The organism is Novosphingobium sp. PhB165 (genome assembly GCF_004341845.1).
In the GTDB taxonomy this organism is placed as follows: domain Bacteria; phylum Pseudomonadota; class Alphaproteobacteria; order Sphingomonadales; family Sphingomonadaceae; genus Novosphingobium.
In genome coordinates this window covers 786,661-801,676 of the sequence record NZ_SLVB01000001.1, presented here as the reverse complement: position 1 = coordinate 801,676, position 15,016 = coordinate 786,661, and the positions used below count along the sequence as shown (strand labels likewise).

Sequence of the window (15,016 nt, the reverse complement as noted above, 5' to 3'; positions counted from 1 at the left end):
GCAGGCGAGGAGAGCAGCGGGAATGGCAATTGAAGGTCAAGCCGGCGAAGATCCGGCGGGGCGCTACGAAGGCGAAACACCACCCGTCAAGCGCAGGAAGCCTTTGCTCATCGCCCTCCTGATTCTGGCGGCACTGGTATTGGTCGCGCTGGGCGTGCGGCATTTTGCCACGAAAGCGCGGGAATCGAACGGGCGCCCTGCGGCGGCGGTCAATGTGGGCAAAGCGGTACGTGCCGACGTTCCTGTCAACATTTCCGCGTTGGGCACGGTCCAGCCGGTCGTGACGGCCACCGTCCGCACGCAACTGGCGGGGACCTTGTTCAAGCTGTTCTTCCAGGACGGCCAGATGGTGCGGCAGGGGCAAGTCCTCGCCCAGATCGATCCCCGCCCTTACGCGCTTGCGCTCGCGCAGGCGAAAGCAAACCTTGCCCGCGATCAGGCGCAGCTTGCCGCCGCACAAGTGGACCTCGGCCGTTATCAGACTCTGCTGCGGCAGGATTCGATTGCAAGCCAGCAGGTGGATACCCAGCGTGCCACCGTACACCAGCTTGTAGCCACGGTGGCGGCCGACCGCGCCGGTATCGGCACCGCGCAGCTCAATCTCGAATATACCTCGGTCAAGGCGCCCGTGACGGGGCGGGCCGGGATCCGTCAGGTCGATATCGGTAACTACCTGACGCCGTCCGACACCAACGGCATCGTGGTGGTGACCCAGCTCGATCCGATCGACGTGACGTTCTCGGTGCCGCAGGCCCAGCTCTCCGCGATCGGGCATGAGGCCGGCAGCGGCGCGGGCCTGCCCGTGCAGGCGCGTGACCAGAACAGTCTGGCCCAGATCACGGCCGGTCATTTCCTGACTTTCGACAATCAGGTGGACACGACGACAGGCACGGTGAAGGCCAAGGCCCGGTTCGACAACAGTGGCAACGCTCTGTTCCCCAGCCAGTTCGTCAATGTCTCGATGCTGGTCCAGACGCTGCACGGCGTCGTGACGGTGCCCGTGGGAGCCGTGCGCCACGGCGCGCCGGGCGACTTCGTCTTCGTCCTTCAGCCGGACCACACGGTGAAGCTGGTCCCCGTGAAGATCGGCCCGTCAACTGCCGACCGCATCGCGATCCTGTCCGGCCTAGCTGCTGGATCGACGGTCGTTACGGAAGGTGCGGACGGCCTCGAAGACGGTGCGAGCGTGCGGCTTCCCGGTGAACATGGCACGCCCGGCAAAAACGGCGGGCATAAAGGCGGCCACGGGCACGGCCATCATGCCTCCGGCACTTCCCGGTCCAGCGACGCGGCGGGCGGATGACGGCTCCGGAGACCTCGGCCCCGATCCCGCCCACATCGGGCGGTCCGTCGCGACTGTTCATCCTGCGCCCGGTGGCGACGACGCTGCTCATGGTCGCCCTGCTGCTGGCCGGTCTGGTCGCCTATCGCAGCCTGCCGCTTTCGGCCCTGCCCGAAGTCGATTACCCGACGATCCAGGTGACGACGCTCTATCCCGGCGCCAGCCCCGACGTGATGGCGCTGACCGTCACGTCGCCGCTCGAACGGCAGTTCGGCCAGATGCCCGGGTTGACGCGGATGACTTCCGCGTCGTCGTCGGGGGCTTCCGTCATCACCATGCAGTTCCGGCTCGATCTCTCGCTGGACGTGGCCGAACAGGAAGTGCAGGCGGCGATCAATGCGGCGACAACGCTTCTGCCCACCGACCTGCCGGCACCGCCGATCTACGCCAAGGTCAATCCCGCCGACGCCCCGGTCCTCACGCTCGGAGTAACCTCCCCCACTCGCCCGCTGGGTGAGGTGCAGGGCATTGTCGAGCGTCAGTTCTCCAATAAGATCGCACAAGTGCCGGGCGTGGGGCTGGTGTCGATGTCCGGCGGCCAGCGACCGGCGGTTCGTATCCAGGCCAATGTCCCTGCCCTCGCCGCGCGCGGACTGTCGCTGGAGACGATCCGCACCGCCATCGCCAATGCCAACGCCAATGCCGCCAAGGGCAGTTTCGACGGCCCGACGCGCAGCTGGACCATCGATGCCAACGACCAGCTTGCCGATGCCGCCAGCTACCGCAACCTCGTGATCGCCTTCGCCAATGGCGCGGCGGTCCGGCTCGGCGATGTCGCCAGCGTGGTGCAGGGCACCGAGAACGTGCGCCTTGGCGCCTGGATGAACGGCAGCCCTGCCGTGGTGATCGACGTGCGCCGTCAGCCGGGCGCCAATGTCATCGGCACGGTCGACGCCGTGCTGGCGTCCCTGCCCGACCTTGAGGCCCAATTGCCGGCGGATGTCCATGTCACGGTGCTGACGGACCGGACCACCGGGATCCGGGCCTCGGTCGCCGACGTGCGCTTCGAACTGGTGATCTCGGTGCTGCTGGTCACGCTGGTGATCTTCCTGTTCCTCGGCTCGCTGCGCGCGACGATCATCGCCAGCATCGCCGTGCCGCTCTCGCTCGTGGGGGCCTTTGCGGCGATGTATTTCCTTGGCTTCTCGATCAACAATCTGACGCTGATGGCGCTGACGATCGCGTCGGGTTTCGTGGTGGACGACGCCATCGTCGTGCTGGAAAACATCGCCCGCCACGTGGAAGACGGCCTCAATCCCTTCGACGCGGCGCTGCGCGGTGCCAGCGAGATCGGGTTCACGATCATCTCCCTCACTGTCAGCCTGATCGCCGTGCTGATCCCGTTGCTGTTCATGGGCGACGTGGTGGGGCGCCTGTTCCGCGAATTCGCCGTCACTCTGGCAGTGACCATCCTGCTTTCCGCCGTGGTCGCGCTCACGCTCGTGCCGATGCTTTCCGCCCGCTGGCTGAGGCCGGCGCACGAGGAGCGGCAGCACGGCCTCTCGCGCATGACGCAGGACGGATTCGCGCGGATCTCGGCGCGCTATGCAGTGCTGCTCGACCGTGTCATGGCCCGCCAGACGCTCACCCTGTTGGTCTTCGCCGCGACGCTGGTGATTACCGGCCTGCTGTTCTGGGTCATTCCCAAGAACCTGTTCCCGGAACAGGACACCGGCCAGATCGCCGTCACCACCCGTGCACCGCAGGATGTCGGCTATGTGCGGATGGCGGCATTGCAGCAGCAAGTCGCGGCACGCATCCTTGCCGATCCCGCGGTGGCCAGCCTGAGTTCGGCCATCGGCGTCGACGGGCAGAATGCCACGCTTTCCCAAGGGCGGATGCTGGTCAATCTCAAGTCTCCGGGCGAACGCTCCAGCCTGTCCCGGCTCCTGCACGGACTCGAGCGCGCCGTGGCGGACATACCCGGCGTGCAGGTCTATTTCCGCCCGGTTCAGGACCTGACGATAGACACGTCCGCAGGCCTCAATGCCTATAGCTTCTCGGTTCAGGGGGCGGACGAGGGCATGGTCGCCGAGTGGGGCGCGAAACTGGCGGCGGCGCTGCAAGACAACCGGCATTTGCGCAATGTCACGTCCGACGTACTCGCCCATGGCCGCGCGGTGATGGTCGACATCAACCGCGACACGGCCGGACGGCTCGGCCTCAGCGCGCTGACCATCGACAACGCGCTCTACGATGCGTTCGGCCAGCGCATCGTTTCCACCATCTACACCCAGTCGAGCCAGAACCGGGTGATCCTGGAAGCCCTGCCGGGCAGCGTTGCCGATCCGCAGGCACTGGGTGACTTGCGCATTCCCGTCAGCGGTACGCAGAGCGTGCCGCTTTCGACCGTGGCGACGATCCGCACCGCCGATGCCCCGCTCGTCATCACGCGCGAAGGGCAATTTCCCGTGGCGACGATCGGCTTTGATCTGGCGCCCGGCGCCTCGCTCGGCAGCGCGGTGACAGCGATCAGCCGGGTCGAACGGAGCATGGGCATGCCGGAGGCGCTCACCACCAGCTTCACCGGCGCGGCCAGTGCCTTCCAGTCCTCGCTCGGCAATGAACTCTGGCTGATCCTTGCGGCGATCGTGGTCGTCTACATCGTGCTGGGCGTGCTTTACGAAAGCTTCGTCCATCCCGTGACGATCCTGTCCACGCTGCCCTCGGCAGAAATCGGCGCCCTGCTCTGCCTCTGGCTGACCGGGGCGGGACTGGGTGTGATCGGGATCATCGGCATCGTTCTGCTGATCGGCATCGTGAAAAAGAACGCCATCATAATGATCGACTTCGCGCTGGAGGCGATGCGCGCGCGGCAGGCCAATCCCCGCGATGCGATCCGCGAGGCGGCGCTGCTACGCTTCCGCCCGATCATGATGACCACTTTCGCGGCGCTCTTCGCCGCGCTGCCGCTGATCTTCGGCGGCGGCATGGGGCATGAACTGCGCCAGCCGCTCGGCATCGCCATCGCTGGGGGGCTGGTGTTCAGTCAGGTGCTGACCCTGTTCACCACGCCTGTCATCTTCCTGGCGCTGGAAGAGCGGCGAGCGCGCGGATGGCTGCGGCCACGGCCAGCCGAGGCGGCGGCGTGAACATCTCGGCGCCCTTTATCCGCCGCCCGGTCGGCACGATCCTGCTGACGATCGGGCTCATGCTGGCGGGCGCCGGGGCCTTCTTCATGCTGCCGGTGGCGCCGCTGCCGCAGGTCGATTTTCCCACGATCCTCGTGCAGGCCAGCCTGCCCGGGGCCAGCCCTTCGACAATGGCCTCCAGCGTTGCCGCGCCGTTGGAGCGTCACCTCGGCACCATTGCCGGTGTTTCCGAGATGACCTCGCGCTCCGGCGTCGGATCCTCGCAGATCACGCTGCAATTCGACCTTTCGCGCGATATCGACGGCGCCGCGCGCGACGTGCAGGCCGCGATCAACGCCGCCCGCGCCGATCTTCCGGCAACGCTCAAGTCCAACCCCAGCTACCGCAAGGCCAATCCCGCCGAAGCACCGGTCCTCATCCTTGCGCTGACTTCCTCCACACGAAGCCCCTCGGAAATCTACGATGCGGTCTCGAACGTGGTGCAGCAGAGGCTGTTGCAGGTTCAGGGCGTGGGCGACGTGGAACTCGGCGGCGCGGCGCTGCCGTCGGTGCGGGTGGAGGTCAATCCGCTCGCCCTGTCGCACTTCGGGATCGCGCTGGAAGACGTGCGCACCGCGCTGCAATCGGAAAGCGCCAACCGACCGCGCGGGGTGTTCGACGGTCAGGGCTACAGCTGGCAGATCTACTCCAACCAGGCCGGGCTCCACGCCGCCGATTACAAAGACACCGTGATCGCATGGCGCAGCGGCGCTGCCGTCCGGCTGTCCGACATCGCCAATGTCACCGACGGGCCGGAGGACGTGCGCACGATGGGCCTCTTCAACGGGCAGAAGGCGGTGCCGATCCTGATCAGCCGCCAACCCGGCGCCAACATCGTGCAAGTGGTGGACGCCCTGAAGGCGCAGCTCCCCGGCCTGCGCGCGGCTCTTCCCGCCGATATTCACCTCGCCGTCGCCTCCGACCGGACGCTCACCATCCGCGCCTCGCTACGGGAAGTGGAAGTGACGCTGCTGATCGCCACGCTGCTGGTCGTGCTGGTGGTCAGCCTGTTCTTGCGGAGCTGGCGCGCCACGCTGATCCCGGCAGCGGCGGTCGTCGCCTCGCTGCTGGGCACGTTCGGTGTGATGTATCTGGCCGGCTTCTCGCTGGATAACCTCTCGCTGATGGCGCTGACCGTCGCGACCGGGTTCGTCGTGGACGATGCCATCGTCGTCGTCGAGAACGTCAGCCGCCATGTGGAGGCCGGGATGAAGCCGCTGGATGCCGCGCTGCTGGGCGCGCGCGAAGTGGCCTTCACCGTCCTGTCGATCTCGATCAGCCTTGTCGCCGTATTCGTGCCGCTGATCTTCATGGGCGGGCTGGTCGGACGCTTGTTCCGCGAATTCGCGCTGACCATGTCGGTTGCGGTGCTGATCAGCCTTGTCGTTTCACTGACGACCACGCCCATGCTCGCCTCGCGCCTGCTGAAGACCGAGACGCATGAAGGGCCGGTCATGCGCGGCGCCCGGCGCGGGTTCGACTGGACCCTTGCCCGTTACACCCGCGCGCTCGACTGGGCATTGGCCAATCGCGGGCCGATGCTGCTGCTCCTGACAGGTACGGTGGCGCTCAACGTCTACCTGATCGCCATCGCGCCCAAGGGGTTCTTTCCGCAACAGGATACCGGCGGGCTGCTCGGCGGCTTGCGTGCGGACCAGAGCATTTCCTTCTCCGAAATGCAGGACAAGCTGACCCGCATCGCCCGGATCGTGAAGAGCGACCCCGCCGTCGCCACCGTGATCGCCTTCACCGGCGGATCGCGCGCAGGAGGCGGTTTCCTGTTCACCACGCTCAAGCCCCGGTCGGAGCGTCCCCCGGCAACGCAAGTGATTGCCCGGCTGCGGCCGAAGCTGGCGAGAGTGAGCGGCGTCAGCCTGTTCCTCAATCCCGTGCAGGACCTGCAGGTCGGCGGAAGGCAAAGCAACAGCACTTACCAGTACGTGCTGAAGGCCGACGATCCCGCCGTGCTCAAGGCCGCCGGGCAGAAACTGGTCGATGCCCTGAAGCAGCAGAGCGGCGTTCTCACGGATGTCGATATCGATCAGCAGGACGCCGGGGCCAATGCCTTCGTCGACGTGGACCGCGATGCGGCGGCGCGGCTGGGCGTACCGATGGGGACGGTAGATTCAACCCTTTACGATGCCTTTGGTCAGCGGCAGGTGGCGAACATCTACTCGGGCCTCAACCAGTATCACGTGGTGATGGAAGCCGCGCCGCAGTTCAACGGTTCGCCCGCAGCGCTGGCCAACATCTACCTGCCGATCGACGGCACGGCAGCGGCGACCGGAACCAACGGCGCCAGCAACGGCGGCACGGCCGTCGCCGCTGGCAATGCCGTCAGCACGGCGGCGCGGACGATGACGCCGCTCTCGGCCTTCGCCCAGTGGTCGACCGGCTCCACCAACGCCGCCGTCAGCCATTCGGACGGCGAGCCTTCCGCCACGATATCGTTCAACCTGCCCTCCGGTTCATCACTCGGCGTGGCGGCACGCACGATCACGCAGGCACAAGCCGGGCTCGGCCTTCCCGCCACTGTCCACGGCGAGTTCGGCGGCACTGCCAAGGTATTCGCGCAATCGACCGCCAGCATGCCGCTGCTGATCGTCGCCGCGCTGGCGGCGATCTACATCGTGCTCGGCATCCTCTATGAGAGCGCGATCCATCCGCTCACGGCCCTTTCCACCCTGCCCTCGGCCGGGGTCGGCGCGATGATCGCGCTGATCGTCTCCGGCGGGGAATTCGACATCATCGCCCTGATCGGAATCATCCTCCTAATCGGCATCGTGAAGAAGAACGCGATCATGATCATCGACTTCGCCCTGGAAGCGGAGCGCGGACGCGGCCTTTCGCCGGTCGAAGCCGTGCGCGAGGCCTGCCTGCTGCGCTTCCGCCCGATCCTGATGACGACACTGGCCGCCGCGCTGGGCGCCCTGCCGCTGGCCATCGGCTTCGGGGACGGTGCCGAACTGCGCCGCCCGCTGGGCATCGCCATTGTCGGCGGACTGATCGCCAGCCAGGTGCTGACGTTGCTGACCACGCCCGTCGTCTACCTCGCGCTCGATCGCTTCCGCCGCCGCGGGCCCCCTCGCGAGGGCCTGCCTACGCTATACGGAAATCCGGCGCCCATCCCGGGAGGCCCGGCATGAACCGCAAGCCGTTCACCACCTGCGCCTCTCTGGCCGTTCTGCTGCTGGCCGGCTGCAATCTCGCCCCCGCCTATCACCCGCCCACGACCGTCGCCATCCCGGCCTCGTTCAAGGAGGCGCCGGATTGGGCCCCTGCCCGCCCGAGCGACGATGTCGCGCGCGGCGCGTGGTGGTCGCTATTCGGCGATCCTGTGCTCGACGGGCTGGAGCGCAAGGTCGAGGTGACCAACCAGAACGTCGCAGCCTCCCGCGCCGCCTATCAGGCCGCGCGCGCGATCGTCGCCGTGCAGCGCTCCAACCTGTTCCCCACAGTCACCGGATCCGTCAGCGCCGCGCGAACCGAGCCCTTTAGTGCGACTTCCGGCACAGACCCAACGACAAGCACCGGTTCCCGCTTCGCCCTCGGCATCGGCGCGAGCTGGGAGCCGGACTTGTGGGGGCGGCTGAGCAATGCCGTCACGCAGGCGGGCGCGAATGCGCAGGCCGCCGCCGGAGACCTCGCCAACGCCACCCTTTCTGCGCAGGGCGAACTTGCGACCGACTATGTCCAGCTACGTGGCATCGATGACCAGCGCGTGCTGCTGGATGCCACGATCAAGGACTATGCCCGCGCGCTGACGATCACGACCAACAAGTACAACGCGGGTACCGTCGCCCATTCGGATGTCTATCAGGCGCAGACCTCGCTCGCCAACGCCACGGCCACCCGGCAGGATCTCGATCGCCAGCGGGGCCTGCTGGAACATGCGATTGCGGTGCTGATCGGCGAAAACCCCTCGACGTTCTCGCTTGCCCAGACCGACGTGAAGCCGACGGTGCCGACGACGCCGGGAATCCTACCGGCCACGTTGCTCGAACGCAGGCCGGACATTGCCGCCGCCGAGAGGCGGGTCGCGGCAGCGAATGCCAACATCGGCATCCAGCGTGCGGCCTACTTCCCCCAGATCTCGCTATCCGCGAATGCGAATACGGATGGCGGCTCCGTCAAGCAGCTGTTCTCTGCCGCGACAAGCCTGTGGTCGTTGGGGCTTACCGGTCTGATGACCTTGCTCGATTTTGGCGCGCGCCACGGTCAGGTGATGCAGGCCCATGCCGAGTACGATCAGGCCGTCGCAACCTACCGCCAGACAACGCTCACGGCATTCCAGCAGGTGGAAGACAACCTGATAGCCACCCGGGTCCTGGCGGGAGTGACGAAAAGCCGCATTACCGCCGCCGATTCCGCAAACCGCGCGGAAACCATCGCGAACAACCAGTATCTTGCCGGTATCATCGATTACTCGCAGGTCATCGTCGCCCAGACTACTGCCTTCAATGCGCGCCAGACCCAGATACAAGCGGTGATCGACCAGCAGACAGCCACTATAGCGCTGATGCAAGCGATTGGCGGAAAATGGGAATGATGCATCTGCGCGCGGGGCAGGCTGACCGTTGCGCAGGTCGCTGTGCACGCGAATTCAGAGAGGTGCGTCGCTCGTCGCAAGGTGATAGCCTGTCTTCACCTATCAAGAGGGAGAGAACTTGATGCCGCTGATCGATAGAGCCGCGCGGGCACTGGCGAAGGCTGAACATGGTTCCGACGAATGGAATGGCCTCACTCCCGAAGATCAGGAGGTGCTGAGGCAAAATGCGCTGGCGGTTATCTCGGCAATCCGCGTTCCCTCGCCGGCCATGACCGCTGCGGGCGAGAAACTGATTGGACAGGAGCGCCGCCACGCGATCGACCACGGCGACATGCACGACGCCTGGCAGGTCATGATCGACGTGCTCTTGCAAAAGAACGTCAGCGGGTGAGCAGGAAGCCGGCCTGACGTTTTTCAATCGCTATGGGTTTGGCGAAAGTTCGTCCGTAAGCGCCAGCAGGACGACTTTCGCCTCGCGACTGCGGATTGCCGGGCTTTCGCGATTAGACGGACACAGGCTCCGGAATGACGGTCATGTCATAGACGACCACCTTCTCCCATAGATGTTCGCAGGATTTGACGAAGGCCTGATGGATCGGGTGATCCTGATAGGTTTTCTGATCTTCCGCGCTGCCGAAATACATCAGTTCCGACACGTCGTAGCTTGAATCCACGACCTCGCGCTTTTCGGTGCTCGCTGGAACGCCGATTTCCAATCGGCGGATGACCGGAATGCCCTGCAATGAACGCAGACCTGCAATAAGCTGGTCGCGATCCGCTCGCGATCCGGGCTGCCTCAGCCAGAAAAACACGTGATGCACCAGCTTCGCCTCGGCAAGGGATGTTGCCGCCTTAACCGAGGAGGCGGCGCTGTGCGCGTCATTCGATGCTGTCATTGCCGCCGTTTCCTTTCTGCGCGTTTCCAAGGAAGATCATTGGTGAGGCACGCGCGCGATGGATGCGCGCTGGACGATGTCGTGATCGAAAATTTCGTCGCTCACACCGACCTCTGCCTTGCCGAGCGCGGCGATCAGGCACTGGGTGGCGCGAAAGGCCATATCCTCGACCGGTTGCCGCACCACCGTCAGCGGCGGCCAGATGCGCGATGCCAGAATAGTGTCGTCGAAGCCCGTGACGGTCAGATCTCCGGGCAATTGCAGTCCCATGTGATTGGCCTGCGCGACTACGCCTGCCGCCAGATCGTCGCTGCTGCAAATGGTTGCGGTCGGCCGGTCCTGTCGAGACAGAAGCGTCTGCGCGGCCGCCATGCCCGATGCGTAATCGAACTCGCCGTGCTGCACGATCAGGTCGGCCTCTTCGGACAGACCAGCCTCGTGCAAAGCCGCCCGGAAGCCGCCTAGTCGCGCCGCCACCACGCTGTAGGGATCCGGGCCGGCGACATAGGCGATACGCCGATGGCCGCTGGCAATGACCTGCCGGGTGATGGACTGCATGGCGGCCCGGTTGTCGATCCTGACGGTCGTGATATCGGGCATCGCGGTGCCGGTCGCGATGGCTGCCAGCGGGACACCTAACGCGGAAAGAATGCCCGATCCGCTGAGTTGTTCGGCAAAGGGCGGGATGAGCAGCAACGCATCGGCACCGGATCGGACGAGATCCTGGGCCATGCGTTCGGCTTCATCGCGCGTGTCGCCGTCCCCGTCCCGCAGGATCAGCTGGAGGCCATGCGCGTTGGTCGCGCGCAGCGTCCCGACCAGCACCGCATCGAGAAAAGGCGTCCGCCGGTTGCTGTAAAGAAGGCCAACCGTCGTCGCCCGCGCCTTGGCGAGGCGTCGTGCGGCCAGATTGGGGACATAGCCCAGTTCCGCAATCGCGGCCTGTACGGTCGCCACGGTGGCCGCGCTGGCCCTGCCCGCACCGTTGATGACATTCGATACGGTCATGGCCGACACTCCGGCCCGCTGCGCAACCGCGCGGATCGTTACGCCATTTTCGTTTCGTCTCGCCATCAGGTCCCCGTCTCCATAGGTTCTGATAGCGTGTTTCCAGCGCCTTCATAGCGCTGGAAACTCCGGTTCAGCCTAGGGATCAGATCGTGCCCGCTTTCATCGCTTCCACGGCGTGATCGACCGCGCGCGCGGTCAGGGCCATGAAGGTCAGCGACGGATTGACGCAGGAGATGGAGGCCATCTGCGCTCCGTCCGTGACGAACAGGTTGGAGGCATCGTGCGCCTGATTCCACTTGTTCAACACCGACGCGTGAGGATCGGCGCCCATACGGGCACCGCCCATTTCATGGATGGCGTCGCCCGGCACATGTTCCTTCACACTGCTTTGGACGTTCTTCAGGCCAGCCGCGCGCAGCATCTTTTCGCCCTGTTCGCGGGCGTCCGCCATCATCCGCAATTCATTGTCGCGGAACGTGACGTTGAACTGCATCAGGGGAATGCCGAAGCGATCGGTCTTGTTCGGGTTCAGCGCGACGTGATTATCCTCGTACGGCAGGCATTCGCCGAATGCGCCCATCTGGAATTTCCAACCGCCATAGCGGCGCATCCCTTCCTTCATCGAGGCGCCGAAGCCCACAGGTTTGGCCGGCTCCCGGTAGGCGGCGCCCTGATAACCATAGCCGCGCCGGAACCCCAGATCCTCGTCCTTGCCAATATTGCGGAAGCGCGGGACATAGATGGCGCCGGGCCGGCGGCCATATTCGATGAACTCCTCCATGCCGGGGATTTCGCCCTTCACGCCGACGCGGAAGATATGGTCCATCACGTAGCGACCCAGCGTGCCGCTCGTATCGAAATGGCTGCGCTGGCTCCCTTGCGGGCGCGAGTTCATGAGGATCTGCACCGAGCCAAGCGTCGAGGCATTCAGGAAGACAACCCGTGCGCTTACCACTTCGGCCTGACCGGTCTTGGCATCGACGAAGCGGACGCCCGTGACCTTCCTGGTCGCGGGATCGTATTCAAGATTGGTGACGACGGCATCCGATCGCAGCGTCAGCCGCCCGGTTGCGCGCGCGGCAGGCAAAGTGACCGCCTGCGTCGAGAAATAGGCGCCGAAGGAACAGCCATTGCTGCACTGGTTGCGGAACTGGCACTTGGTGCGGTTCTGCTCGGGCTTGTCCTCGGTCATGTTGGACAGGCGGGCATTGATCATCTTGCGGCCGGGGAATTCTGCCTCAAGCCGCTGCTTCATCCATTTTTCGGCGATGTTCATCGGCATCGGCGGCTGGAATTCGCTATCCGGCAGATAGTCGAGATTTTCGCGCGATCCGGACACGCCGATGTATTTCTCGACATAGCTGTACCACGGCGCGAGGTCTTCGTAACGGATCGGCCAGTCGCCCCCGATACCCTCGCGCTTGTTCGCTTCGAAATCGGCGGGACTCCAGCGGAAACACCACCGCCCCCAGATCAGCGACTTGCCGCCGACCGCGGAGGGGCGGATCCAGTAGAACTTGCTGCCTTCGCCGTAATCGTAGGGATTGAGCCGGTCGTTATTGTAGAAGGCCTGATTGCTGGGCGTGACATAGCCGTGCTGGGCGATGAAATAGTCGCTCTCACGGAGGCCGTCGGGCATGATGTTGCGCGCGGGGACTTCATAAGCGGGCTTGCCGTCGTACGTGTAGTCCTCGCCATGCTCGACCATGTGGCCCCGGTCGAGCATCAGTACACGCAGCCCCTTTTCCGTCAGTTCCTTCGCGGCCCAACCGCCGCTTACGCCCGAACCGATGACGATCGCATCGAACCTGTCCGTAGAAGCCATAATGATCCTCTCCCGGTCAGAAGCGCAGCGCGCTCAGCGTCTGGAAGCTTTTCGTGATGTCGGGGATGAAGGGCGCGGGCGCCTGATCGTTTTCGACATAGAAATGCTGCACGCCGGCCAGCTGGTTCAGCTTGAAGATGCTGGCGAAGTCGATCCTGCCGGCGCCAACGGCCGCCATGCTGCGGTCGGCGCGCATGTCCTTCACGTGATAGGCATAGATGCGGCCCGGCAAGCTGCGGATCAGTGCGTGAGGATCCTGCCCGGCATAGATGGCCCAGTAGAGGTCCAGCTCGAACTTCAGCAGCGCGGGATTAGTGCCCTTGATCAATCGCTCGTAGAGGCTGACGCCGTCCGGTTTGACCGTGAATTCGAAATCGTGGTTGTGGTAGGCGAAGCCCAGACCGGCCGCCTTCAGCTTTTCGCCAATGCGGTTGATGTTGGCAATCGCCGCATCCCACGCGGGGCCATTGCGGTGCTTGTCGACCATGTAAGGCAGGACGATCGTTTGCGCGCCCAAAGTCCTGGCCATGGTGACGCTGGCGTCGAAATTGTCCAGCAGCGCGTCATAGCCGACATGGATGGACGGGCTCTTCAGGCCCAGCCGGTCCATGGTCTTGCGCAGTAGGGCATGATCCATGGTGTCATAGCCGCCACCGCCATATTCCACTTCGCGATATCCGACCTTGGCAACCTGTTCGAGCGTTCCAACCGGATCGGCAGCGAAGATTTCGCGCACGGTGTAGAGTTGCAGTCCGATTTTGGAAATCTGCGCGGCGCGGGCGAGACCGGCAACGAAAGGCTGGCTGGCGAGCACGGCAAGGCCGCCGGCGCCCAACATCACGGAACGACGATTCATGATCATGCGGAATAGACCTTGTTGACCTGAGAATAGGGAAAGGCGCCGTTGTATTCGCTGGGCACCGGCAGATATTCGCGCTCCTGCGTGATGCCGATTTCGGACGTGTAATAGCCGACGATCACCATCTGCCGGAACGCCTTGAAGAACTCCGCGCCGCCCGGAAGCGCGTCGTTCATGGTAAGGGTCAGCAGCGCATCTTGCTGATCGGGCTTGGCCTGAACGGCGGGCAATCCATAGTCCTGCCGGCTGCGGGCATCGATTTCGGCGAGACCGGACAGGATCGGCTCGCGGTCTTCCGCAACGGCCCAGTCCGCGAGCAGCTTTTCGATATAGGCGGGCACGCCGGCGGCAATGGCGCCGGGAGTGTCGGTCGTCGGCATGACGCGTTCGCTCAGGGCCGACATCAAGGCGCGTTGATCGGGTGTGAAGACCTGAACACTGGGCGCGCCCTGGTCTATCACCGGCATTCCGGCGCCGGGCGTGACCCCTGCCGCTCGGGCCAGCGGGGCGAAAATCTGGGCACCGAACATGGCGACCATGCCGGCTAGTGCATCTCTGCGGTCCATTATCGTGTGGCCCCTTTCAGATCTTGCGCGATGGCATCTTCCGGCAAGGGACGAACCCAGATGTTACGGAAGGACACCGGCGAGTTATGGTCCTGCAACTGGATCGGCGCCTTGTCGCCATGCGCCTCATACTGCGCGACTTTGCGCCAGATGGTGGTGCCGAGCATGGCCTGATGGTTCTGCACCAACACGCCGTTCAGCAGCACCGTGACATAAGCCGGGCGCGCAAGACTGCCGTCCGGGGCGAAGTGCGGGCGTTCGAAGACGATGTCGTAGCTTTGCCATTCTCCCGGCGGCCGGGACGGATTTACCAGCGGGGGTTTCCACCCGTAGACCGCGCCCACGGTTCCATCGGCATAAGTGGCATTCTGGTAGCTATCGAGGATCTGAACCTCATAGCGCTGCATGAACCAGATGCCGCTGTTGCCGCGATCTTGAGAGCTTTTCTGCGGCGGGTTGGGCGAGCGGAACTCGAGATGGAGCTGAACATCGCCGAACTCCTGCTTCGAGATCAGATTGTTCTCACCGCCGCTTTGGGCGCGGGACGGGATCGTCATCGCGCCCTGTTCCAGCAGCCAAGGGCCGCGCTCGCCGTGCCATGCGTCCAGCGATGTACCGTCAAACAGGACGATGGCGTCGGACGGCGCACCGCCGGGTGTCGCGGCAGGCGTGACAACGGCCGGCGCCGGGCGATCGGGATCATGGACGTGCCATTTACCGCCGGGCAGGATCGGTGTGTCCCTGAAGCCCGGCCTATCCTCTGCGTGGGCAAGCGTGCCGGCCATCACGCAAGCCGCCGTTACCATGCCGATGTGGATGCCCTTCATCCTCGCGCGC

Annotated in this window: 11 protein-coding genes; 5 read left to right on the top strand and 6 right to left on the bottom strand. The window is 64.8% G+C overall.

Annotated features, from left to right (window positions below):
* The first annotated feature begins 22 nt into the window (after positions 1–22).
* From EDF56_RS03865 to EDF56_RS03845, 5 genes are all read left to right on the top strand, one after another.
* A complete protein-coding gene (locus tag EDF56_RS03865) occupies positions 23–1,303 on the top strand; it encodes an efflux RND transporter periplasmic adaptor subunit (RefSeq protein ID WP_132385382.1) in 1,281 nt (426 codons plus the stop codon).
* The gene (locus EDF56_RS03860) at positions 1,300–4,434 is read left to right on the top strand and encodes an efflux RND transporter permease subunit (RefSeq protein WP_132385381.1); all 3,135 of its coding nucleotides are present in this window, start codon (positions 1,300–1,302) and stop codon (positions 4,432–4,434) included. The genes EDF56_RS03865 and EDF56_RS03860 overlap by 4 nt, the downstream gene beginning before the upstream one ends.
* Entirely contained in the window at positions 4,398–7,619 is a 3,222-nt protein-coding gene (locus tag EDF56_RS03855; protein WP_279389694.1) for an efflux RND transporter permease subunit, read from the top strand. The genes EDF56_RS03860 and EDF56_RS03855 overlap by 37 nt, the downstream gene beginning before the upstream one ends.
* On the top strand, positions 7,616–9,022 hold the full coding sequence (locus EDF56_RS03850) for an efflux transporter outer membrane subunit (RefSeq protein ID WP_132385380.1): 1,407 nt from the start codon (positions 7,616–7,618) through the stop codon (positions 9,020–9,022). The genes EDF56_RS03855 and EDF56_RS03850 overlap by 4 nt, the downstream gene beginning before the upstream one ends.
* A 121-nt stretch (positions 9,023–9,143) precedes the next feature.
* The gene (locus EDF56_RS03845; RefSeq protein WP_132385379.1) at positions 9,144–9,413 is read left to right on the top strand and encodes a hypothetical protein; all 270 of its coding nucleotides are present in this window, start codon (positions 9,144–9,146) and stop codon (positions 9,411–9,413) included.
* 112 nt (positions 9,414–9,525) lie between these two features.
* Here EDF56_RS03845 and EDF56_RS03840 read toward each other — a convergent pair whose 3' ends face one another.
* From EDF56_RS03840 to EDF56_RS03815, 6 genes are all read right to left on the bottom strand, one after another.
* On the bottom strand, positions 9,526–9,918 hold the full coding sequence (locus EDF56_RS03840; RefSeq protein ID WP_132385378.1) for a Dabb family protein: 393 nt from the start codon (positions 9,916–9,918) through the stop codon (positions 9,526–9,528).
* A 36-nt stretch (positions 9,919–9,954) separates the two neighbouring features.
* Positions 9,955–10,992 (bottom strand): LacI family DNA-binding transcriptional regulator, encoded by a 1,038-nt coding sequence (locus tag EDF56_RS03835; protein WP_132385377.1) that lies wholly within the window; start codon positions 10,990–10,992, stop codon positions 9,955–9,957.
* Positions 10,993–11,071: 79 nt separating this feature from the next.
* Entirely contained in the window at positions 11,072–12,754 is a 1,683-nt protein-coding gene (locus EDF56_RS03830) for a GMC family oxidoreductase (protein ID WP_132385376.1), read from the bottom strand.
* Between the two features lie 16 nt (positions 12,755–12,770).
* Complete coding sequence (locus EDF56_RS03825) at positions 12,771–13,616, bottom strand: sugar phosphate isomerase/epimerase (RefSeq protein WP_132385375.1); 846 nt, start codon at positions 13,614–13,616, stop codon at positions 12,771–12,773.
* Entirely contained in the window at positions 13,613–14,182 is a 570-nt protein-coding gene (locus EDF56_RS03820; protein ID WP_132385374.1) for a gluconate 2-dehydrogenase subunit 3 family protein, read from the bottom strand. The genes EDF56_RS03825 and EDF56_RS03820 overlap by 4 nt, the downstream gene beginning before the upstream one ends.
* Positions 14,179–15,006: a DUF1080 domain-containing protein gene (locus EDF56_RS03815; RefSeq protein ID WP_132385373.1), complete on the bottom strand. Its 828-nt coding sequence runs from the start codon at positions 15,004–15,006 to the stop codon at positions 14,179–14,181. The genes EDF56_RS03820 and EDF56_RS03815 overlap by 4 nt, the downstream gene beginning before the upstream one ends.
* Positions 15,007–15,016: the final 10 nt, after the last annotated feature.

What these genes read in the sequence shown, in the direction of transcription:
- EDF56_RS03865 (WP_132385382.1), top strand. Translation starts at nt 23, where the DNA reads ATGGCAATTGAAGGTCAAGCCGGCGAAGATCCGGCGGGGCGCTACGAA.
- EDF56_RS03860 (WP_132385381.1), top strand. Translation starts at nt 1,300, where the DNA reads ATGACGGCTCCGGAGACCTCGGCCCCGATCCCGCCCACATCGGGCGGT.
- EDF56_RS03855 (WP_279389694.1), top strand. Translation starts at nt 4,398, where the DNA reads ATGGCTGCGGCCACGGCCAGCCGAGGCGGCGGCGTGAACATCTCGGCG.
- EDF56_RS03850 (WP_132385380.1), top strand. Translation starts at nt 7,616, where the DNA reads ATGAACCGCAAGCCGTTCACCACCTGCGCCTCTCTGGCCGTTCTGCTG.
- EDF56_RS03845 (WP_132385379.1), top strand. Translation starts at nt 9,144, where the DNA reads ATGCCGCTGATCGATAGAGCCGCGCGGGCACTGGCGAAGGCTGAACAT.
- EDF56_RS03840 (WP_132385378.1), bottom strand. Translation starts at nt 9,918, where the DNA reads ATGACAGCATCGAATGACGCGCACAGCGCCGCCTCCTCGGTTAAGGCG.
- EDF56_RS03835 (WP_132385377.1), bottom strand. Translation starts at nt 10,992, where the DNA reads ATGGCGAGACGAAACGAAAATGGCGTAACGATCCGCGCGGTTGCGCAG.
- EDF56_RS03830 (WP_132385376.1), bottom strand. Translation starts at nt 12,754, where the DNA reads ATGGCTTCTACGGACAGGTTCGATGCGATCGTCATCGGTTCGGGCGTA.
- EDF56_RS03825 (WP_132385375.1), bottom strand. Translation starts at nt 13,616, where the DNA reads ATGATCATGAATCGTCGTTCCGTGATGTTGGGCGCCGGCGGCCTTGCC.
- EDF56_RS03815 (WP_132385373.1), bottom strand. Translation starts at nt 15,006, where the DNA reads ATGAAGGGCATCCACATCGGCATGGTAACGGCGGCTTGCGTGATGGCC.